The following is a 19,843-nucleotide window of genomic DNA, read 5'->3' on the forward strand; positions in this document are numbered from 1 at the left end:
TGTCGGGAGCGATTGTCCGTTTCCGATAAATATCTCGTGGCCACCGTGTGGAACGATAGTAGTGCGCATGCACGGTTCCTCGGCGACGAAAGAGGGGCACGTTCAAGTCCTGTGGGGCGATACCGAAGGCCATGCTACTCCGAAGTGCCCGTGTGATACAGGGCGGGCACGTCACCGAAGAGACGGACGTGCGGACCGACCCCGAGACGGGCCGAATCGTCTCGGTCGGTGACCTCGCCCCCCGAGACGCCGAACGAGTGGTCGACCTGTCCGGGAAGACAGTCACACCCGGGTTAGTGGACGCGCACGTTCACTTCTCGTTGTCCGGAGAGCGGAGCGTCGAGGACGTCGTCGGCCTCTCCACCCCAGAACTCACGCTCGTCGAGGCACGAAACGCTCGGAAGACGCTCGAAGCGGGCATCACAGGTGTCCGTGCGATGGGCGCTCGCGACATCGACGTGGTTCTCAAACGTGCTATCGAGACAGGTGATGTCCCCGGTCCACGGATGATTGCGAACTGCCGGTCGATTACGATTACCGGCGGCCACGGCCACCACATGGGCCGCGAGGTCGACGGTGCCGACGACGCCCGAAAAGCAGTCCGAGAACAGGTCAAACGCGGTGCAGACTTCATCAAGTTCATGACCACCGGTGGGGTGACGACGCCCGGTAGCGACCCCGGTGCCGTCGCCTTCACCGACGACGAACTCCACGCACTCGTCGACGAGGCACATCGTCGCGGCGTCCACACGGCAACCCACGCCCACGGCGCTGAGGGAGTAAAAGCCGCCATCAGAGCGGGCGTAGATACGGTCGAACACGGGACGTTCCTCGACGACGAGGCTATCGACCTCTTTCTCGACCACGACGTGACGCTCGTGCCGACGCTCTCGGCACCGTACCACATCTCCCGCAACACCGAGGCGGCGACGAACGAAGACGTGTCGAAAGTCGAATTCGTCTACGACCAGCACCTCGAATCGTTCCGCATGGCGGTCGAAGCGGGTGTCACCATCGCGGGTGGGACCGACGCCGGGACGCCGTTCAACTACCACGGCGGCAACGCGTCCGAGATTCAGTTCATGGCGCAACACGGCATGGAACCCATCGACGCGATTCGGGCGATGACCGAGACGGCCGCAGAAGCAATCGGCTTGGACGACTGCGGCGTCGTCGAACCCGGTGCCTACGCCGACCTACTCGTCTTCGACGACGACCCGCTGGTGGACCTCACGGTGCTAAACGACCCGACGGCGGTGCTGAAAGGTGGCCGTGTCGTCTCTGGGTCGCTCCCGGAAAACTGAGTCTCCAACTCAGATGACGTCGCTCGCGTCCCAGTAGAACTCGGCGTCGTACTCGCCGTCCGTCGCGTCGAGCCACTCCTCGCGTGAGACGCTGTATACGTACTGGTCTGCAATCTCGTCGCCGGTCGACAGACTGTTTCGTTTTCGGCCGTCGCGTCGGCCGCCGAGCGAGTCCATGTAGTTCTCGATGGCTCGCTGTGAGTTCTCGTTCGCCACGGCGTGTTGGACCTCGACGACCTCTAAGTCGAGGACGTCGAAGGCCAGTGCGACGAGTGCTCTCGCGCGCTCACCCGAGTAGCCGCGGCCCCAGTACCGGGACGAAGCCAGAGTCCGAGTCGACCGACTCGGCGGTCCCATTCGGTGTGGAGGCCGCCGAAGCCAGCGAGTTCACCCGCGTCGCCTTCGCCCTCACGTGGGAAGATTCCAAACTGGGCACTCTCCGCGTCGGTCCACTTCGACGCACAGTCGTCCAGGAAGTCCAACGTCACTTTCGGCGTCTCGTGACGCGACCATGGCATGAACTGGGTCACGTCGTCCATGTACGGCTTCGAGCAGATGTCGTAGGCGTCGTACGTGTCGATATGCGCTGGAGTTGCTGAAACCAGTCGAAGGCGTTCGGTTTCGACGACTTCTGGATAGAGGTCACTCATCGTCGTCCTCCCAGCGGAATTCGGCATCGTACTCGCCCCCAGTGGCGTCGGACCACTGGGCGTGGGTCACAGACCACGCGCGAACGTCACGGGGGGTGCCGTCGGCGTCGACCACCTCGTTGCGGAACGTCCCGTCTTCCTGTCCACCGAATCGTTCGGTGTACTTCGAGATTGCGCGACACGAGGCGTCGTTCTCCGGAATGGCGTACGCGAGGGCGACGTCGAGGTCTAACAGGTCGAACACCGCCGCGAAGAAGGCCGCAGCGCGCTCGCCCGAGTAGCCACGACCCCAGAACTTCTTTCTGAGCCACATGCCGTAGATGGCACGGCGATTGTCCCACTCTGGCTTGAAACCGGCCGTGCCGGCGAACTCGCCTGCACCGTCTTCTCCCTCACGGGGGAAGATGGCGTAGATGGCATTCTCGGCGGCTGCGTGCTGTTCTTCGGCCTTTTTGAAGAAGTCGAACGCCTCTTTCGGCGTCTCGTGGGGGTTCCACGTGACGTACTCCGTCTCCTCTTCGATAGTGTTCGACCGTGAGGCGGCGAAGTAGTCGTACGCTTCCAACGGGTCGACGACCTCCCGCGACAGGGCACGAAGCCGCAGCCGTGGGGTGACAATTTCGTCGGGGAACATAGAACAGAGCGCACTCAGAGCGAATTGATAAGCTTACCGAATACTGACATATGTCAACACACGGCGCAAGACCCCGAGAGAGCTCAGTCGTCTCCTTGCGGACTTCCCCGCGTCGAACCGACAGCGGTCACGTAGTCACCGAATTCGGGATGGGTCTCGCGCATCCAGAGGAGTGCGATGCCTCCGGAGACGAACATCGCAGCGGCGGTTACGTAGAACGCCATCTGGACCGAGGCGAGGTCGGCGGCGAGGCCGATGATGATTGCTCCGAACCCGTAGCCAGCGTCGCGCCACATCCGGTAGACGCCGAGTCCGGTCGCACGCCACGTCGGATGTGCGGCGTCGCCGACGACAGTGATGAGGTTCGGGTACAAGAGTGCCATGCCGATACCCGTGAGACCAGCGGTCGCCATCCACGCGAGATAGCCCGAGACGAACGTCGTCGCGAGGACACCTGCGCCGGCGAGGAACATTCCAGCGACGACAGGTGGACGGCGACCGATGTCGTCGGCGAGTTTTCCGGTGTACAGTTGGAGGACACCCCAGACGCCGCCGTACACACCAACGACACCGCCGACTTCCACGACCGACAGTCCCGCGGACGTGAGGTACAGTGGGTAGGCAATCCAGACGAGCGCATCCACGAACTTCTCGACGCTTCCGGCCTGCGCGGCCGCGAACAACGTCTTGTCACCCCACGTCGCTCGTTTCAATACGTCCACGAACGGGAGGTTCGCGTCCTGTTCGTCGCCAGTGTCGGACGCGTCGGCCTCCGCTTCTGCGTACGGCAAGGTCTCGTCGACGAAGAACACCGAGACGACGAGACCGAGAAGAACGACGCCCACGAGAAAGACGAACGGGGCGGGGCGAAGGCCGTACTGTCCGGCGATGATACCCGTGACCCACGACCCGACGGCAACTCCGCCGTAGCCGAACGCTTCGTCGAGGCCGACTGCGAGTCCACGGCGCTCACTCCCCGCGAGGTCGATTTTTGCGTTGACGCTCATACTCCACGCGAGTCCCTGATTGACGCCGAGGAGGACGTTTCCGACCGTCACCCACCACCAGTTCGGTGCGTAGATGAGAACGAGTGGAATCGGGAGTGCGACCAGCCATCCTGCCACGAGAATCGGCTTTCTACCGTACGTCTCGGCCCACTTCCCGCCGTAGAGGTTGAGCAGTGCCTTGACGAACCCGAAACTCATCACGAACGACCCGATGACGAGCACCGATTCCACGCCGAGCACGTCTCGTCCGAGGATAGGAACGACGTTCCGTTCCGACCCAATCGTCAACCCGACGGCGAAAACCGTCACCAACTGGAGGACGAACTGCTGCCAATTCTCACGAATTCCGTGTGTGTAGCGTCCCATCGAGTATGGGAAGGTCTGAGACCAGCGTACTAATAGTGCTCGATAATCACATTACTATGCACGACAGCGTACCTCACTCAGAGACTGTGCACGAAGCGTGCTGGTGCTCGCGACGCAGCACTCACTGACTGTTGTTCACGCTCGCGGACGCAACCCGCTTTGCGAACTGCGCACCCGCGCGGTCGTACGCCTCGTCGAGAAGCGGCCGAAGCACCGTCTCGACAGTCGTTTCGGACGGTGAGACGACGCTAACCCATCCGGCCCACCCGTAGACAGGGTGAGGCAGTAGTTCGTCGACAGTCGTGAAATCGTGTCCAGTGTCGACGACATCGCCCTTCGGCGGGCGTTCTGGGCGCGCGCCGAACAACCGTCGGTAGGTGGCCTCGCTCACACCGAAATTCACGCGCCAGACGTCATCACGATAGAGGTGTGATGCGGAGTCGTTCTCGCTGTCGCGGTCTTTGACAGTCACGAAGTACGTCCCGCGAGGGAGTCGTCCGCCGGGGTTGTAGAAGAGACCCTGTTCGCCCCATGCGTCGTCGAGGACCACGTCGTCGTACCGTTCTTCGACGTATCTGAGGAAGTCCGTTGGATTCACACCCAGTCAACGCGCTCTGAGAGCGTTAACATTCCTGCGGTGACACGTCGCGTGTGGTGTCGCCACGCTCGTGTCCATCGGAGAATCGGCGCAGGTACGACGACCCATGACACCGTATCTCACAGCCTGAGAATCACATGTGAACTACTTGTCTTTTTGGCGCGTCTAGGTACGGGGAGGATGGGATGAACTGGGAGAGGGTCGTTGCAGTGTACGCACTCGTCGTCGGAGTCTCGATACTCGGACTGTGGGTCGTACTCGTGCAAACAGAGCAAGTTGGAGCGTTACGAACAGAGCCATTTTCGATGTTCACGCATCTCGTCGCAGAGGGGTTGACAGCGGTTGCACTCCTCGGTGCAGGAATCGGCCTCGTTCGACAGACAGATTGGGCACGTCCACTCAGCCTCGTCGCGTTCGGGATGCTGCTCTACACCGTCATCAACAGCGCGGGCTACTACGCCCAACTCGGAGAGATTGCTGCCATGATGGTGTTTTCTGGACTGGCGTTCACGACGGTGGTCGTCCTCGGATGGGCACTGATGGACGTCCGACAGAAGACGAGTCGCGCCTCGTGGTGAGCGGAAGTGGCGTGACGGGTGTTCTCGTGGCACTTTGCGACGGTTCTCGTAAGTGAAGAACTGTCGACTACGGCTTTTATCGCCGCAATGAATTGTTCACGTGGTGACTAGCGATGACTCAGATGCAGCGCGAAACGGTCCCTGTTGGCGCAGTTCGAGAGAGGCTCGGTGACGGACGAACACTGGCTGGTGTTCTCTTTTTCACCCTTGCAGCACAGTTCATGACGGTAATTATGCTCGCCGCCGCGATGGTTCCCGGCTACAACTTCAACACCGCGGCCATCAGCGACCTCGGCGTCTTCCCCGAGACGGCGTTACTGTTCAACGTCTCGCTCGTCGTCGTCGGGGTGTTCAATCTACTCGGTGGCTACGCGTTCTACCGAACCCACGGCACCCGCTGGCTCCTTGCGTTGTTCGGAATCGCCGGACTCGGTGCCATCGTCGCGGGACTCTTCCCGCTCGGAACCTCCGACCTCCACAGTCTCGGTGCGCTGCTCGCGTTCCTGTTCTTCAACCTGCAGGCGCTCGGCACCGCGACACGACTCGACGGTGCGATGAAGGCCGTCTCGATACTCGCGGGTGTCGTCGGCCTCGTCTTCGTCGCGCTCATGATTGTCGGTGACAGCGGTAACGCGGCAGCCTTCGGCGTAATCGGCCACGGCGGCACCGAGCGCATGATCGTCTACCCACCGATGATGTGGCTCGTCGCCTTCGGTGGCTACCTCATGGCGACGCCCGGTAGACGAGGTGTCTCCACTGACGCACCCACCGCTGGCGCCGACTGAAGGTCGGACCCTCCACCGACTGCTCGCCCACTCGGGCGTACGTACGGCCCGGTGTAGACCACTCCACTACGCAGAACCCTCTATCCAGACTCCACCCATGACCCCCGCTTCCATCCGAACCGTCGTCGTACTCACCCTCGTCCTCGTCGTCGCGAGCACACCTGTTCTCGCGTCAGTCGCGGACCCGACTGCCCTACGCAGTGACACTGCAGTGTCTCCCGTCGATGCCTCGCAGATTGACGGTGATGCCATCGATGCCAGCGAGTTCGAGTCGTGGCTAGACGCTACGATGGCCAGCCAACTCGAAGCGTACCGCGTCCCCGGTGCAGCAGTGGTACTCGTACAGGATGGCGATGTCGTCCTCGCGAAAGGGTACGGCTACGCCGACGTCGATGCCGAGACACCAGTCGTCGCGAACGAGACCGTCTTCGGCGTCGGGTCGACCTCGAAACTCGTCACGTGGACGGCCGTGATGCAAGGCGTCGAAGACGGGCGACTCGACCTCGACCGCGACGTCAACGACTACCTGACTGAGTCACCCGTCACAGTTCCGGACACGTACCCTGAACCAATCACACTCGAACACCTCGGAACCCACACCGCGGGCTACGAGGATTCGTTTGGCGGGACGCTCGTCGACGACCCGAGCGACCTGCGACCACTCGGTGAGGTTCTCGCCGAAAACCAACCGAACCGCGTTCGCCCACCGGGTGAGTCCGTTGGGTACTCGAACTACGGCGCGGGATTAGCCGGCCACGTCGTCGAAGAACAGTACGACACGACCTTTACAGCGTACGTCGAGCAGCACGTCTTCGACCCGCTGGAGATGCACGACAGTACCTACGACCAACCCGTCCCAGCGAAGCTCCAGTCGCGCCTCTCGAAGGGGTACATCTACCAGAACGGCGAGTACGTCTCGCAGGAGCCGCAAATCTGGGGAATTGCCCCACAGGGCGGTGCCATGCGTGCGACGGCGACCGACATGGGGAACTTCATGGTCGCACACCTCGGTGAGGGCCAGTTCGGGTCCGAACGCATCCTCGAAGCGAACACGGTCACAGAGATGCACCGCCAACACTTCGCGAAGGAACCCGACGCTCCAGAACTCAACGGGATGGCGTACGGCTTCATCGAGATGGACCGAAACGACGAACGAATCGTCGGCCACTGGGGCGACACGGCGTTCTTCCGGAGTCTGCTCGCCCTGTACCCAGAGCGCGACACCGGCCTGTTCGTCGTCTACAACTCCCCGGTGGACACGACGCTCGGTTCGAACTCCTACAGGAGTTCACGGACCGCTACTACCCTCGGGCTGACGCGCCGGTCGTCGACCCCCCAGCAGGAGCGTCCGAACGGGCGGCAGCACTCACCGGCTCCTACCGGTCGTTGACGGTCTCAGAGACCTCGTGGCACCGCGTCCTCGGCGTGATGACGCGGACGTTCGCGGTCAGTTCGACAGACGACGGCTATCTCACGACACGACGCCTCGGCGGCGAACCTCGGACGTGGGTCGAACTCCGACCCGGTGTCTACGAAGCGGTCGGTGGACAGGAGAAACTCGTCTTCAGTATCGACGAGACCGGTCGGGCCACACACGTGTACTTCGGGAACTTCGGCCCGGCGACGTACGAACGTGTCCCCTGGTACGAATCACTGACTGCCACGCTTGGCATCCTCGCCGGGGGTGTCGTCGCGTTCGTCTCGCTGCTCGTGTTGCTCCCCGGCGGCTATCTGTGGCGACGGTTCCGTGGTGATGCGCCCCCGGCCGACCGCGAACGGGCGGCCCGATGGCTGCTGGGCGTGTCGAGTCTGCTGTGGCTCGCCACCGTGGTCATCTTCGTCTTCGCGTGGCTGAACTTCAACGCCGAAGTCGCCTCCCCGTCGCTCGCGCTTCGTGTCGGGATGGTCCTCCCATACCTCGCACTCGTCGGAACAGTCGGGTCTGCAGTCGCGACAGTTCTCGCGTGGCGCGACGACTACTGGACAGTTCCCATCCGTCTCCACTACACTATCGTGACGCTCGCGGCGTTCCTCGTCGCGTGGCAACTCTCGCTGTTGGGCATCCTTCGGCCCTGAAAACTGAGTGAAAATCATGAAACCACTGATACAAATCTCCAACACCGGTGATGCACAATGAGAGCCAACCGACTCCGCGACGTCGTCGCCGACAGGCCAGTCACGTCGTTTTTCGTCCTCGCGTATGCGTTCTCGTGGATTGCGTGGTCCCCGCTCGTCTTCGGGGTCGAGGGACCACTCCAGACTGCGAGTTTCATCGCGGGTGGATTCGGCCCAGCGGTCGCTGGTGCTGTCACCACGTGGCTCGCTGGCGACTCCGTCAGAGCGTGGGCACGCCAAATCGTGTACTGGCGCGTCGCCCCGAGGTGGTATCTCGTTGCCTTCGGACTTCCGCTCCTCGTCGTCGCGTTGGGAACGGTGGGTATCGGACTCGCCAGCATCGACGTCGACCTCGGCTTGCTCCCGGGCCGAACGACGGCACTCGTCGTCGGGTACGTGACTGTCGCGCTCGTCGGTGGCGGTAACGAAGAACCCGGCTGGCGTGGGTTCGCGCTCCCCCGACTCCAGGACCGACACGACCCACTCCGGTCGACGCTGGTCCTCGGCGTAGTCTGGGCGTTCTGGCACGTTCCGTTACTGGCGTCGGGACCGACGCCCCTCTCCGGAATGGATGCGCTCGGAGAGCAGGCCCCGACCATCGTGCTTCAAATCCTGAACATCGTCGGGTTCGCGTTCCTCTTGACGTGGGTGTACAACGGGACGAACAGCGTCCTTCTCGCGCTGCTCACTCACGCCGGGTTCAACACGGCAAACAGCACGCTCGTGCCGCTTCCGCTCGACGCCCTCGCCGGTGCCGACTCCACGGCGGTTCTCGTCGCGATTACGGTCGCCGTGTGGGTCGTCGCCATCGCGTTGGTCGTCCTCACCGGTGGTCGACTCGGATACGATGGCACCGCTACCTCACTCGACGCAGGGCGTGACGCGTCTCCACTGAGTGAATGAGGTGCTCCCCGACGCGAGATGCGGCGCTCTCGAAGACTTAGTGACTGGCCCTCACTGTCGCTTCGAGAAATCCGCCGACTTCCATCGCATCAGTCCAGAGAGCGCGGTACGCAATGGTTCCGTCGGGAGCGACGACGTACACCATGTTCGGCGCACCACCGTACTTCGTCGAGACGTTTCGTGGCACGTCGTCGACGAGGACAGTCATTGGAACGTCTTCTTCGGCGACGAGTCGCTCGGCGAGTCGACGGCGGCCGTCGTAGGTGTCTGGGTTGTCGACGTCGAGGAACTGCCCCTGGTTGGGGTGGGCTTCGGTCTGATAGACGAGCGCGAACGTCACGTCGTCCGAGTCAGCCCAGTCTGTTGCCAGTCGAGCCATCCCTCGAATCTGCCGGCGATACATCGGACAGGTGTACGACCCGAACTCGAGGACGACGTACTCGCCGCGGTGGTCCGAGAGCGAGAACGACTCGCCGTCGACCGTCTGAAGTGTGAACTCTGGCGCCGGGTCGCCGACCGAGAGAAACTCGTCGAAGTCGTCCATCTCGACTGCCGGGTCCGTCTTGTAGTCGAGGATACCGCGGACGAACCGTATCGGGGTCCGGACCATTCGGTTCCGCACGAAGGCCTGATAGAGGTTCGCCGGGACGTTAGGTGGTGTCTTGTGCATGTCTGGGCGTGCGCTCCACCGAGAGTGGTCGGACTGGCGCAGTGATGTACTCCTGATAGGATAGCCCACCACCTAATCGTTCGTCTGCGTGGTGTCGTCATCGCACTCCCGCGTCCACGAGTGACCGACCCGAGAACAGGGTCCGAAGCGTAGCGCTCCGGAACCACTAAACACGCCTCGCTCCTTCCTCCGGTAATGGTAGATTGGACGGAGAAGTACCGCCCATCGACGCTCTCGGAGGTCCGCGGGAACAACAAGGCCCGCGACGCCCTCGCGGAGTGGGCCAAATCGTGGGACGACCACCGGGAGGCAGTCGTCGTCCACGGGAGTCCGGGCATCGGAAAGACCTCCGCCGCACACGCGCTCGCAGCAGACATGGGGTGGGAGACAGTCGAGTTGAACGCGTCTGACCAGCGGACCGGCGACGTCATCGAACGGTTCGCCGGTCGCGCCGCGAAGAACGCCACGCTCGCCGGGTCTTCGGCCGGGACCTCCACCCGGCAGTTGGTCATCCTCGACGAGGCGGACAACATCCACGGCAACTACGACCGCGGCGGGTCCAGCGCCGTGACGAAACTCGTCAAGTCGTCGAGTCAGCCCATCGTCCTCATCGCCAACGAATTCTACGACATGAGTCGCGGCCTGCGGAACGCCTGCCAAGAAATCGAGTTCCGCGACGTGTCGTCGCGTTCTATCGTCCCCGTCCTCCGCGACATCTGTCGGAAGGAAGGAGTGGAGTTCGAGTCGGCCGCGCTCGAACGCATCGCCGACATGAACAGCGGTGACCTGCGCTCTGCGGTCAACGACCTGCAGGCCATCGCCGAGGGCCGAGACCGAATCACCGAAGAAAACGTCGTCATGGGCGACCGCGACCGGTCGGTCGGCCTCTTCGAATTCCTCGACGCGGTCCTCAAAGAGAAGTCCGCACAGGAGGCGCTCTACACCGCCTACGACGTCGACGAGACGCCCGACGACCTCACGAAGTGGATAGAGGACAAGGTGTCGCTCGTCTACGAACCGGACGAACTCGCTCGCGCCTACGAGTTCCTCGCCAACGCCGACAAGTGGTTGGGCCGGGTCCGCGCCTCGCAGAACTACTCGTACTGGCGCTACGCGACGGACAACCTCGCCGCCGGTGTCGCCGCCTCTCGAAACCGGACACGCGGGGGATGGACTCGCTACGGTGGCGCGCCGTACCGCTCGACGCGAGACAAGACGCGCGACACGGTCGTCCGGAAGATTGCAGAGAAAGGCGGATTCAGCATGGCGACCGCCCGCCGCGAAGTCCTCCCGTACCTCTCGGCGCTGACCCACCACTGCAAACCACGCGAACTGACCGTCGCGATGGCGGCATACTACGAGTTCGACGAGTCGCACGTCTCGTACGTCACCGGAAGCGGTGAGACGACGAACAAAGTCCAATCCATCGTCGAAGACGCCGAGGAACTACGCGCGGAACTGGTCGAAGAACACGCTGGCGGCGCGTTCGCCGGCATGGAGAACGTCGAGACCGAACCTGTCGACGACGCGGACGACGGCGGAGACGACGTTCTCGACAGAGATTCCGAGAGCGACGACAGCGACTCTGAACCTGCGGCGGCGTCGGACGACGGCCAATCTGGCCTCTCCGACTTCATGTGAGCGACTGAGTCGTTTCTTTCGACCGGCGGTTCGTCGGCGTCTTTTATTTGACCAGCAGACCGACCCCTGTGTATGCGTGCCGCAGTCCTCCGCGAACACGGTGAACCACTCGACGTGACAGACGTTCCTGCGCCGACACTCGACTCCGAGGGAGTCATCGTCGACGTGGAGGCCTGCGGCATCTGTCGGAGTGACTGGCACGCGTGGATGGGCCACGGCGAGTGGGCCGACGATGCAGTGTCTCCGGGGCAGATTCTCGGTCACGAACCCGCCGGACGTGTCGTCGACGTCGGCGACAGCGTCGAGACGATTCGTGAGGGAGACCGCGTCGCGCTCCCGTTCAACCTCGCCTGTGGGTCGTGTGGCTACTGCCAGACCGGTCACGGAAACGTCTGTACAGGTGACCACCCACACGCGCTCGGATTCGAGCAGACTGCGCAGGGTGCATTCGCCGAGCAAGTCCACCTCCCCTCGGCCGACTACAACGCGATTCGTCTCCCGGATGGCGTCGACCCACGCGACGTGGCCGCACTCGGGTGTCGGTTCATGACCGCGTACAACGCGCTCGACGCTCGGGCCGGACTCCGTGCAGGTGAGTGGGTCGCCATCCACGGCTGTGGCGGCGTCGGCCTCTCGGCGATTCAGGTCGCGACTGTCCTCGGCGCGCGGGTCGTCGCCGTCGACGTGCGCGACGAAGCACTGGACGTTGCTGCGGACCTCGGCGCAGAAGTTCTCGTGAACGCAGCCGAAGACGACCCTGTGGCGGCGGTTCGTGACGCAACCGACGGCGGTGCGCACGTCTCGGTCGATGCACTCGGTGTCGCCGAGACCTGCCGTAACTCCGTGCGATGCGTCAGACCACGCGGGACACACGTGCAGGTCGGCCTGACGACCGACGCAGAGAAGGGCGAGGTGTCGCTGCCGACCGACTGGATGACGCGACACGAAATCTCGTTTCTCGGTGCTCGGGGGATGCCTCCGACGAACGCAACGGACCTCCTGTCGGTGCTCGCGTCCGGTGCTGTCGACCCCGGGACGCTCGTGACGAAGACGGTGTCTCTCGACGAAGTTCCAGCACGGTTGGCGGCGATGACCGACTACGGCACCGTCGGTGTCGAAGTGATGACGCGATAGAAGGGAGCGCTTCGATACGAGACCGAGTCGCTACGCCGTCGGCGTGAGGGCTCGTTTCGTCTCTTCGGTGTCGTCCGCGTCGAGTCCTTCCCAGACGGTCGTTCCGCAGTCTGGACAGTCGATGTGTTGGACGCGGTCACTGTTCATCTCGGTCGGCCACTCACCGAGACCCGCGCTACGGCCACAGGTCTGGCAGAACAAGACCGTCTTCAGTCGCTCGGTATCAGGGGGGTCGGCGCTGAACGTGTGGGGAGGGCAGTTCATGCCGCAGAAAGCGGGGTTTCAGCGTATAAGTGTGTTGGATAGTTATCGGGTGTGTGCCCGACTAACCCACCTCAGAGTAGCTTCGAGAGGAACTGCTTTCCGCGGTCGGTCTTCGGGTTCTCGAAGAACACTTCTGGTGGCGAGTCTTCGACGACGCGCCCATCGGCCATGAGCACGATGCGGTCGCCAACCTCGCGGGCGAAGCCCATCTCGTGGGTGACGACGAGCATCGTCATGCCCTCGTCGGCGAGGGCGTGCATGACGTCGAGAACTTCCCCGACGAGTTCGGGGTCGAGTGCGCTCGTCACTTCGTCGAACAGCATGACGCGTGGGTTCATCGCGAGTGCACGGGCGATGGCGACACGCTGTTGCTGGCCACCCGAGAGTTGGTTCGGGTAGGACCCCGACTGTGCAGAGAGGCCGACACGGTCGAGGAGCGTCTTGGCCTCCTGTTCGGCCGACGCCTCGTCTTTGCCCTTGACTTTCGTCGGCGCGAGCGTCACGTTCTCCAGCGCCGTCTTGTGTGGGAAGAGGTTGAAACTCTGGAACACCATCCCGATACGCTGGCGCAGACGGTTGATGTCCGCCTTCGGGTCAGAGATGGACTCTCCTGCGAGACGAATCTCCCCGCCCTGAATCTCTTCGAGTCGGTTCGCACAGCGAAGCAGCGTCGATTTCCCGGACCCCGACGGCCCGATGATGACGCACACTTCGCCCTCTTCGACGTTCAGGTCGACGTCCTTGAGGACGTGTGTCTCGCCGAAGTACTTGTTCACTTTCTCGAATTCGAGGAGACTCATCGGCGGTCACCTCCCCACTCGGAGCGGGCTTCAAGGTACCGAACCACCTTGCCGAGCGGCAGGGTGATTCCGAGGTAGGCGATGGCGACGAGCAGAATCGGTGTCCACGGGTCGAACGTCGCGGAGTTAATCTGTCGGAACGCGCTGATGAGTTCCGGGACGGCGATGACCGTCAGGAGCGAGGTGTCCTTCACGAGGATAACCTGGTCGTTCCCGATGGCGGCGAGTGCGTTACGCCACGCCTGCGGGAGGACGACTTCACGCATCGACTGGACGTAGGACATCCCGAGCGAGCGAGCGGCCTCCATCTGTCCTTCGGGGACGGCGTTGATGCCGCCGCGGACAGCCTCGCCGACGTACGCGGCGTGGTTGAGCGTCAGCCCGATGATTGCGGCTGGAACCGCCCAGTTCGAGATTGGGAACTCTCCCGGTGGCCAGAACGCAGGAATCCCGAAGAAGATGATGATGAGTTGGAACAGCAGTGGCGTTCCACGGAAGAACTCGACGTACCCGCTGGCCACCGTGTTGGTGATGCGGGTCTTCGAGACACGACCGAGGCCGACGAAGATGCCGGCGATAATCGAGAGAAAACTCCCGACGAGGAAGATGCCGAGGACGAGCAGATACGCTTCGACGAACTGCGGATAGATGATTTCGACGAACAGCTCGAAGTCGACCTGTGTGAAAATGATCGCACCGATGAACAGTCCGACGATGAGTGTGAACAGGACGGCGACAGCGGCGCCCGCAAACTTGAGCGTCTTATCGTTCAAAAACTGCTCTTGGAACTCGTCGTCGGCGGTTCGTCCGTCCGAGTATGATTCAGCCATTGGTAATGATTCTCACAGTGTTGTAAAAAAACGGATGGTACGGTGGGGTTATCCCGAGAAGTACGACGAGTAGATCTCGTCGTACGTTCCGTCTTCTTTGATCGTCGCGAGGGCACCGTTGACCTCTTCGCGGAGCTCGTCGTCGTCCTGACGGAAGCCGATACCGTACTCCTCGACGGTGAGGGTGAGGTACGGCGGCGCGTCTTTGCCCTGCTCCTCGGCGACGCCTGCGCCTTCGAGGAACTCAGCAACGTCACTCTGGTTGACGAACTCGGCGTTGACGGTGTTGTCGTTGACGACTGCGACGACCTGATTGTTTCTGAGCGCGTCGAACGCGCCGGTAATCTGGTCGTAGCGCTGGATGGTCAGGTCGCCACCGAACTCTTCTTTGAGCTGGTCGGCCGCACCTGCGCCGGTGGTCCCCTTCTGGACACCGACGGTCTTGCCTTTGAGGTCCTCCTTCGCGGAGATGTCGCCGTTCTTGAGGACGACGATGGTCTGGTATGCGGTGAAGTACGGGTCGGAGAAGTCGATCTTCTCGGCACGCTCTTCGGTGATGGTCATCGCGGACATGATGACACGGAAGTTCCCGTTGTTGAGCGACGGGATGATGCCGTCGAAGCTCGTCTTCTGGAACTCGTGTTCGTAGTCCAGTTGGTCGCTGAAGACGGCCTGCGCGATGTCGACGTCGAAGCCGGTGAGTTCGCCGTCGGTCGTCTCCCATTCGAACGGACGGTACGGAATGTCCGACCCGATGGTAATCGTTTCACTGCCGCCACCGCCGCCGCCGAGACAGCCAGCCAGCGTGAACGCCGCTGCAGCCCCTGCGGAACCCTTGAGATAGGTGCGTCGCTTCATAACAAACCACGGTAGCACATGCCCGTATAACACTTCTTCGATACGCGCCTCCATTCACGGATAATTTGGTGAAAATTGCCAATAAATGGGTTGAATGAATAGAAATAGCCCTCCAGTCCAGACAGGGTTCAATATAACGGCGAGTGGTGATATGTTTCTCTAACTAATACCGATTTTATCGATTCGAATAGAAGCGTACTGTCGGATGTCGAACGCCTGTCAGTCGGCGTCGTTAGTGACTGCTTCTCGTGGGACCGGTAGCCCACCGCGGACGACGATTGCGGCGGCGACGACGAGGACGAGAGCAACGACGGTCCCACCGAGGTGGGCCAGTTGGAGTGTCGGACCGTACACTTGCCGGCCGGCGATGAGGAGCGCGACGACGACGACGCTCGCGGGTGCAGTGATGAGCCTGAGTCGACCGTACACGTCAGCACGGGTGCTGTGGGCAGCGCTCGCCCAGAGCGTCGCAGCCACGAGTGCGGCGTAGGTTGCGAGGCCGACGAGGTAGTAGGTCGCTTGCGTCAGCGGCCCGAACGAGACGAAACTGTGGGGCGCGAGCACGAGCATGATGGGCGCACCGACGAGTGCGAGTCGAATGGCGTCGGCAATGCGGGGGATTCCACGGTCTACGAGCCCCCACGCGGCGGCGGCGACGACGGCGGTGAAGATGGACGTGGCGACGACGTAGTGGGCGGTGAGGATGACCCACTCGTACTCGGTGACGGTGAGCGCGCCGAGGACGATTTGGAACGGGAGAATCACGGTGGCGACGACCAGTGCCCACCGGACCCGTGGGTCGACCCCTTCGCGCCACGCCTTCACCGTCGTCCCGAGGATGAGGAACCCAGTGAGCATGGCGACGAGGCGGTGGAACCACTCGATGAAACTGCCCCAGTTGGCGGGGAACAGCCCGAGGAAGCCGTCACAGAACGGCCAGCGGCCGGCACAGGTGAGTCCAGCACCCGAGGCGGCAGTGTAGACCCCGAGTACCATCAGAACGCCGGTCATCGCGGCGGCCCCCGCGAGGAGGCGGCGAAGCCGAGGTGTCATACGCGGGGGTCAGGCCTGCGCAAACTTATATCTCGCAGGTATGCTTCTCGAAGATGTCTCGGAGGCGACCTATCGACGACACCTCTTGCAAACAGTGGCGCGAGTCGTCCCATTCAAGTCGGTCCAGTTGGACCCCCGGGTATGAACGAGCGACTCGCATCTCGGGCCGAGCGTCTCGACGCGTACCTCGACGAGCACGACGTCGAGGCGGTCTGGTTCGCCCGTCCGAACTCATTTGCGTGGCTTCTCGGTGGAGACAACGTCGTCGACCGCGATTCGCCGGTCGGCGTCGCGGCCGCCGGGTATGATGGCGACGAGTTCCACGTCGTGACGAACAACATCGAAGCCACTCGACTGCTTCACGAGGAAGTCCCGCACGAAGACGTGCGAATGCATCAGTACCAGTGGTACGAAGGGTCTCTCGAGTCTGGCGTGGCGACGGTCTCACCGACTCCTGCGGCCGCCGATTTCGACGTGCCGGGATTCGCGGACGTCGACGCGGCGGAACTTCGGCAACCGCTCTCCAACGACGACATCGAGGCGTATCGCGAACTCGGCCGCGACGTGGCGAGCGCCGTCGAGCGAGTGTGCCGAGAACTCGAACCACAGGACATGGAGAGCGAAGTCGCCTCGGGCCTTCGCGTCACGCTCGGTGCGATGGGCATCGAGACACCCGTCGTCCTCGTCGGCGGCAGTCGCCGCGCCCAGAAGTACCGCCACTACACGCCGAAACAGGAGCGCCTCGGTGACTACGCACTCGTCTCGGTGACGGCCCAGCGTGACGGTCTCTACGCGAGTTGTACCCGGACCGTCGCGTTCGACGCCCCCGATTGGCTCGAATCGCGTCACGAGAAGACGATGCAGGTCGAGACGAGCGCACTCGCAGCGACACAGCGAGCTGCCGCCGAGGACGGAACTGCCGGTGACGTGTTCGACGCCATCCGCGACGCGTACGACACGGTCGCAGAATCGGACGAGTGGCTGAACCACCATCAGGGTGGTGCTGCTGGCTACGCCGGACGCGAGTGGTTTGCGCGACCTGATGCCGACGACACGGTGTACGCACCGATGGGGTACGCCTACAACCCGACTATCGAAGGCGCGAAGAGTGAGGACACGGTTCTCGTCACCGAAGACGACATTGAGGTGCTGACCACCACCGGTCAGTGGCCGACACAGACGGTCACCGACGAGACGGAGTCGGTCGAACTCGAACGCCACAAAATTCTTCACCTCGATTCGGAATAATTTTCCCACAACCCAGCACCGAATTGCCTTCAGCATCCGTCCGCCGTCTGGCGGGTGTTCGACGATAGTCGAAGGCGATATACGACGGTGTTGGATAGTTTTTTGCCCTCTGCGTGAGGAGGTGTGAAACATGGGACTGGACGACGATTCACGGGAATATCACCGGCAAGACCCGCCGGGTAAAATCGAGATTGCGACGACAAAACCGACGAACACACAGCGCGACCTGAGCCTCGCGTACTCGCCCGGTGTGGCGGCACCGTGTCGTGACATCGCCGACGACGAAGATGCCGCATACGAGTACACCGCGAAAGGGAATCTCGTGGGTGTCGTCTCCAACGGAACTGCGGTCCTCGGCCTCGGTGACATCGGCGCGCAGGCTTCGAAGCCGGTCATGGAAGGAAAGGGCGTCCTGTTCAAGCGCTTCGCCGACATCGACGTGTTCGACGTCGAACTCGACCTCACAGACGTGGACGACTTCGTCGCCGCCACGAAGGCGATGGAACCGACGTTTGGGGGTATCAACCTCGAAGACATCAAAGCTCCCGAGTGCTTCGAGATCGAGCAACAACTCCGCGAGAAGATGGACATCCCCGTCTTCCACGACGACCAGCACGGGACGGCTATCATCTCCGGTGCTGCCCTCCTCAACGCTGCGGACATCATCGAGAAGGACCTCGACGAACTCGACATCGTCTTCTCTGGTGCGGGCGCGTCTGCGCTCGCGACGGCACGATTCTACGTCTCTCTCGGCGCGAAGAAAGAGAACATCACGATGTGCGACTCCTCGGGAATCATCACCCAGTCGCGCGTCGACGCGGGCGAGGTCAACAAGTACAAAGCCGAGTTCGCACAGCCAGTCGAGGAGGGTGACCTCGCCGACGCGATGGAGGGTGCCGACGTGTTTGCCGGTCTCTCTGTCGGTGGCATCGTCTCGCAGGACATGGTCCGGTCGATGGCCGACGACCCAATCATCTTCGCGATGGCGAACCCCGACCCCGAAATCACCTACGAGGACGCCAAGAGCGCCCGTGACGACACGGTTATCATGGCGACGGGGCGGTCGGACTACCCGAACCAAGTGAACAACGTTCTCGGGTTCCCGTTCATCTTCCGCGGCGCACTCGACGTTCGTGCGACCGAAATCAACGAGGCGATGAAGCGCGCCGCCGCCGAGGCACTCGCCGAACTCGCCCGACAGGACGTTCCCGACGCCGTCGTCAAAGCCTACGGTGACCACCCGCTCCAGTTCGGTGCTGACTACCTCATCCCCAAACCGCTCGACCCCCGTGTGCTGTTCGAGGTCGCCCCTGCTGTCGCACAGGCGGCGATGACCTCCGGTGCGGCCCGCAAGCGCCTCGACATGAACGAGTACCGCGAGCGCCTCGAAGCACGCCTCGGGAAGTCGCGTGAGATGATGCGCGTCGTCCTCAACAAGGCGAAGTCCGACCCCAAGCGGGTCGCACTCGCCGAAGGGACCAACGAGAAGATGATTCGGGCAGCCTACCAGATGCAAGAGGAAGGCATCGCCCAACCCATCCTCATCGGCAACACGAAGACCATCCTCCGGAAGGCCGAAGAACTGGGCCTCGACTTCGACCCGACCATCGCCAACCCACGTGACGGCGAGTGGGACCACTACGCCGACCGACTGTACGAACTCCGTCAACGCAAGGGTATCACGGAGTCCGAGGCGAGCGAACTCATCCGCCGCGACTCCAACTACTTCGCCAGCATCATGGTCGAACTGGGCGACGCCGACGCGATGCTCACGGGGCTCACCCACCACTACCCTGCTGGGCTTCGTCCACCGCTGCAGGTCGTCGGGACTGCCGAAGACGCGAACTACGCGGCCGGTGTCTACATGATGACGTTCAAGAACCGCGTCGTCTTCTGTGCCGACACGACGGTCAACCTCGACCCCGACGAGGAGATTCTCGCGGAGATTACGAAACACACCGCGAAACTCGCCCGCCGGTTCAACATCGAACCGCGCGCGGCGCTCCTGTCGTACTCTAACTTCGGCAGCGTCAACAACGAGGGCACTGCGAAGCCCCGCGACGCGGTCAAACTGCTCCAGAACGACCCCGAAGTCGACTTCCCCGTCGACGGCGAGATGCAGGCCGACACGGCGCTCGTCGAAGACATCCTCGAAGGCACGTACGACTTCGCAGAACTCGACGACCCCGCGAACGTGCTCATCTTCCCGAACCTCGAAGCCGGGAACATCGGCTACAAACTCCTCCAGCGTCTCGGCGGCGCGGAAGCCATCGGCCCGATGCTGGTCGGCATGGACAAACCGGTGCACGTCCTCCAGCGCGGTGACGAAGTGAAGGACATCGTCAACCTGGCGGCGACAGCAGTCGTGGACGCACAAGAAGAGTAACGACGCTAGCGGCGCTGGC

At 62.7% G+C, this 19,843-nt stretch carries 19 protein-coding genes and 1 pseudogene; 10 read left to right on the forward strand and 10 right to left on the reverse strand.

The genetic code is table 11. From position 1 onward, the window contains the following. Positions 1–131 precede the first annotated feature (131 nt). Positions 132–1,304 (forward strand): metal-dependent hydrolase family protein, encoded by a 1,173-nt coding sequence (locus GJR98_RS06775; RefSeq protein ID WP_151136748.1) that lies wholly within the window; start codon positions 132–134, stop codon positions 1,302–1,304. A gap of 9 nt (positions 1,305–1,313) precedes the next feature. On the opposite strand, the pseudogene GJR98_RS06780 reads toward GJR98_RS06775, so the two are convergent. The 4 genes and pseudogenes from GJR98_RS06780 to GJR98_RS06795 all read right to left on the reverse strand — a co-directional run bounded on the left by GJR98_RS06780 (position 1,314) and on the right by GJR98_RS06795 (position 4,559). Further along, positions 1,314–1,954: pseudogene (locus GJR98_RS06780) on the reverse strand (GNAT family N-acetyltransferase). Next, positions 1,947–2,588 (reverse strand): GNAT family N-acetyltransferase, encoded by a 642-nt coding sequence (locus tag GJR98_RS06785; RefSeq protein ID WP_151136750.1) that lies wholly within the window; start codon positions 2,586–2,588, stop codon positions 1,947–1,949. The pseudogene GJR98_RS06780 and the gene GJR98_RS06785 overlap by 8 nt, the downstream one beginning before the upstream one ends. Before the next feature lie 83 nt (positions 2,589–2,671). Continuing rightward, positions 2,672–3,961, reverse strand: coding sequence for an MFS transporter (locus tag GJR98_RS06790; RefSeq protein WP_151136752.1), 1,290 nt, complete (start codon positions 3,959–3,961; stop codon positions 2,672–2,674). 121 nt (positions 3,962–4,082) lie between these two features. Then, positions 4,083–4,559 carry a DUF6194 family protein gene (locus GJR98_RS06795; protein WP_151136754.1) on the reverse strand — a complete coding sequence of 159 codons (477 nt, stop codon included), beginning with the start codon at positions 4,557–4,559 and terminating at the stop codon, positions 4,083–4,085. Between the two features lie 185 nt (positions 4,560–4,744). On the opposite strand from GJR98_RS06795, the gene GJR98_RS06800 reads away from it, so the two are divergent. The 5 genes from GJR98_RS06800 (at position 4,745) to GJR98_RS06815 (ending at position 8,940) form a co-directional block, all read left to right on the forward strand. Then, entirely contained in the window at positions 4,745–5,137 is a 393-nt protein-coding gene (locus GJR98_RS06800) for a hypothetical protein (protein ID WP_151136756.1), read from the forward strand. A gap of 113 nt (positions 5,138–5,250) precedes the next feature. Continuing rightward, complete coding sequence (locus GJR98_RS06805) at positions 5,251–5,922, forward strand: DUF998 domain-containing protein (protein WP_151136758.1); 672 nt, start codon at positions 5,251–5,253, stop codon at positions 5,920–5,922. A 97-nt stretch (positions 5,923–6,019) separates the two neighbouring features. Continuing rightward, positions 6,020–7,312 (forward strand): serine hydrolase domain-containing protein, encoded by a 1,293-nt coding sequence (locus GJR98_RS06810; RefSeq protein WP_225316376.1) that lies wholly within the window; start codon positions 6,020–6,022, stop codon positions 7,310–7,312. Further along, positions 7,309–7,998 carry a hypothetical protein gene (locus GJR98_RS17640; protein WP_228717155.1) on the forward strand — a complete coding sequence of 230 codons (690 nt, stop codon included), beginning with the start codon at positions 7,309–7,311 and terminating at the stop codon, positions 7,996–7,998. Before GJR98_RS06810 ends, GJR98_RS17640 begins: the two co-directional genes overlap by 4 nt. 57 nt (positions 7,999–8,055) lie before the next feature. Further along, positions 8,056–8,940, forward strand: a complete 885-nt coding sequence (locus GJR98_RS06815; protein ID WP_151136760.1) for a CPBP family intramembrane glutamic endopeptidase — start codon at positions 8,056–8,058, stop codon at positions 8,938–8,940. 37 nt (positions 8,941–8,977) lie between these two features. Here the strand turns inward: GJR98_RS06815 and GJR98_RS06820 are convergent, their stop codons facing one another. Continuing rightward, positions 8,978–9,610: a peroxiredoxin family protein gene (locus tag GJR98_RS06820; protein WP_151136762.1), complete on the reverse strand. Its 633-nt coding sequence runs from the start codon at positions 9,608–9,610 to the stop codon at positions 8,978–8,980. Between the two features lie 195 nt (positions 9,611–9,805). Between GJR98_RS06820 and GJR98_RS06825 the strand changes: the two genes are divergently transcribed. Together GJR98_RS06825 and GJR98_RS06830 are read left to right on the forward strand one after the other, a co-directional pair. Next, entirely contained in the window at positions 9,806–11,251 is a 1,446-nt protein-coding gene (locus GJR98_RS06825; protein ID WP_151136764.1) for a replication factor C large subunit, read from the forward strand. 72 nt (positions 11,252–11,323) lie between these two features. Then, a complete protein-coding gene (locus GJR98_RS06830; protein WP_151136766.1) occupies positions 11,324–12,385 on the forward strand; it encodes a zinc-dependent alcohol dehydrogenase family protein in 1,062 nt (353 codons plus the stop codon). A gap of 30 nt (positions 12,386–12,415) precedes the next feature. Here GJR98_RS06830 and GJR98_RS06835 read toward each other — a convergent pair whose 3' ends face one another. The 5 genes from GJR98_RS06835 to GJR98_RS06855 all read right to left on the reverse strand — a co-directional run bounded on the left by GJR98_RS06835 (position 12,416) and on the right by GJR98_RS06855 (position 16,148). Beyond that, on the reverse strand, positions 12,416–12,649 hold the full coding sequence (locus tag GJR98_RS06835) for a hypothetical protein (protein WP_151136768.1): 234 nt from the start codon (positions 12,647–12,649) through the stop codon (positions 12,416–12,418). A gap of 71 nt (positions 12,650–12,720) precedes the next feature. Further along, positions 12,721–13,449 carry an amino acid ABC transporter ATP-binding protein gene (locus GJR98_RS06840; protein ID WP_151136770.1) on the reverse strand — a complete coding sequence of 243 codons (729 nt, stop codon included), beginning with the start codon at positions 13,447–13,449 and terminating at the stop codon, positions 12,721–12,723. Next, positions 13,446–14,279, reverse strand: a complete 834-nt coding sequence (locus tag GJR98_RS06845; protein ID WP_151136772.1) for an ABC transporter permease subunit — start codon at positions 14,277–14,279, stop codon at positions 13,446–13,448. Before GJR98_RS06845 ends, GJR98_RS06840 begins: the two co-directional genes overlap by 4 nt. Positions 14,280–14,327: 48 nt before the next feature. Next, entirely contained in the window at positions 14,328–15,137 is an 810-nt protein-coding gene (locus GJR98_RS06850; RefSeq protein WP_151136774.1) for a basic amino acid ABC transporter substrate-binding protein, read from the reverse strand. 219 nt (positions 15,138–15,356) lie between these two features. After that, the gene (locus GJR98_RS06855; RefSeq protein ID WP_191965480.1) at positions 15,357–16,148 is read right to left on the reverse strand and encodes a COX15/CtaA family protein; all 792 of its coding nucleotides are present in this window, start codon (positions 16,146–16,148) and stop codon (positions 15,357–15,359) included. A gap of 183 nt (positions 16,149–16,331) precedes the next feature. Between GJR98_RS06855 and GJR98_RS06860 the strand changes: the two genes are divergently transcribed. Together GJR98_RS06860 and GJR98_RS06865 are read left to right on the forward strand one after the other, a co-directional pair. Further along, positions 16,332–17,438 carry a M24 family metallopeptidase gene (locus GJR98_RS06860; protein WP_151136779.1) on the forward strand — a complete coding sequence of 369 codons (1,107 nt, stop codon included), beginning with the start codon at positions 16,332–16,334 and terminating at the stop codon, positions 17,436–17,438. A 130-nt stretch (positions 17,439–17,568) separates the two neighbouring features. Continuing rightward, the gene (locus GJR98_RS06865) at positions 17,569–19,824 is read left to right on the forward strand and encodes an NADP-dependent malic enzyme (protein WP_151136781.1); all 2,256 of its coding nucleotides are present in this window, start codon (positions 17,569–17,571) and stop codon (positions 19,822–19,824) included. The last annotated feature ends 19 nt before the right edge of the window (positions 19,825–19,843 follow it).

It is taken from the genome of Haloferax marinisediminis, assembly GCF_009674585.1.
Taxonomy (GTDB): Archaea; Halobacteriota; Halobacteria; order Halobacteriales; family Haloferacaceae; genus Haloferax; species Haloferax marinisediminis.

Bases quoted from the DNA above. Each gene is read 5' to 3' on its own strand.
- GJR98_RS06775 (WP_151136748.1), top strand. From the start codon at position 132: ATGCTACTCCGAAGTGCCCGTGTGATACAGGGCGGGCACGTCACCGAA.
- GJR98_RS06785 (WP_151136750.1), bottom strand. From the start codon at position 2,588: ATGTTCCCCGACGAAATTGTCACCCCACGGCTGCGGCTTCGTGCCCTG.
- GJR98_RS06790 (WP_151136752.1), bottom strand. From the start codon at position 3,961: ATGGGACGCTACACACACGGAATTCGTGAGAATTGGCAGCAGTTCGTC.
- GJR98_RS06800 (WP_151136756.1), top strand. From the start codon at position 4,745: ATGAACTGGGAGAGGGTCGTTGCAGTGTACGCACTCGTCGTCGGAGTC.
- GJR98_RS06805 (WP_151136758.1), top strand. From the start codon at position 5,251: ATGACTCAGATGCAGCGCGAAACGGTCCCTGTTGGCGCAGTTCGAGAG.
- GJR98_RS06810 (WP_225316376.1), top strand. From the start codon at position 6,020: ATGACCCCCGCTTCCATCCGAACCGTCGTCGTACTCACCCTCGTCCTC.
- GJR98_RS06815 (WP_151136760.1), top strand. From the start codon at position 8,056: ATGAGAGCCAACCGACTCCGCGACGTCGTCGCCGACAGGCCAGTCACG.
- GJR98_RS06820 (WP_151136762.1), bottom strand. From the start codon at position 9,610: ATGCACAAGACACCACCTAACGTCCCGGCGAACCTCTATCAGGCCTTC.
- GJR98_RS06825 (WP_151136764.1), top strand. From the start codon at position 9,806: ATGGTAGATTGGACGGAGAAGTACCGCCCATCGACGCTCTCGGAGGTC.
- GJR98_RS06830 (WP_151136766.1), top strand. From the start codon at position 11,324: ATGCGTGCCGCAGTCCTCCGCGAACACGGTGAACCACTCGACGTGACA.
- GJR98_RS06835 (WP_151136768.1), bottom strand. From the start codon at position 12,649: ATGAACTGCCCTCCCCACACGTTCAGCGCCGACCCCCCTGATACCGAG.
- GJR98_RS06840 (WP_151136770.1), bottom strand. From the start codon at position 13,449: ATGAGTCTCCTCGAATTCGAGAAAGTGAACAAGTACTTCGGCGAGACA.
- GJR98_RS06845 (WP_151136772.1), bottom strand. From the start codon at position 14,279: ATGGCTGAATCATACTCGGACGGACGAACCGCCGACGACGAGTTCCAA.
- GJR98_RS06850 (WP_151136774.1), bottom strand. From the start codon at position 15,137: ATGAAGCGACGCACCTATCTCAAGGGTTCCGCAGGGGCTGCAGCGGCG.
- GJR98_RS06855 (WP_191965480.1), bottom strand. From the start codon at position 16,148: ATGACCGGCGTTCTGATGGTACTCGGGGTCTACACTGCCGCCTCGGGT.
- GJR98_RS06860 (WP_151136779.1), top strand. From the start codon at position 16,332: ATGAACGAGCGACTCGCATCTCGGGCCGAGCGTCTCGACGCGTACCTC.
- GJR98_RS06865 (WP_151136781.1), top strand. From the start codon at position 17,569: ATGGGACTGGACGACGATTCACGGGAATATCACCGGCAAGACCCGCCG.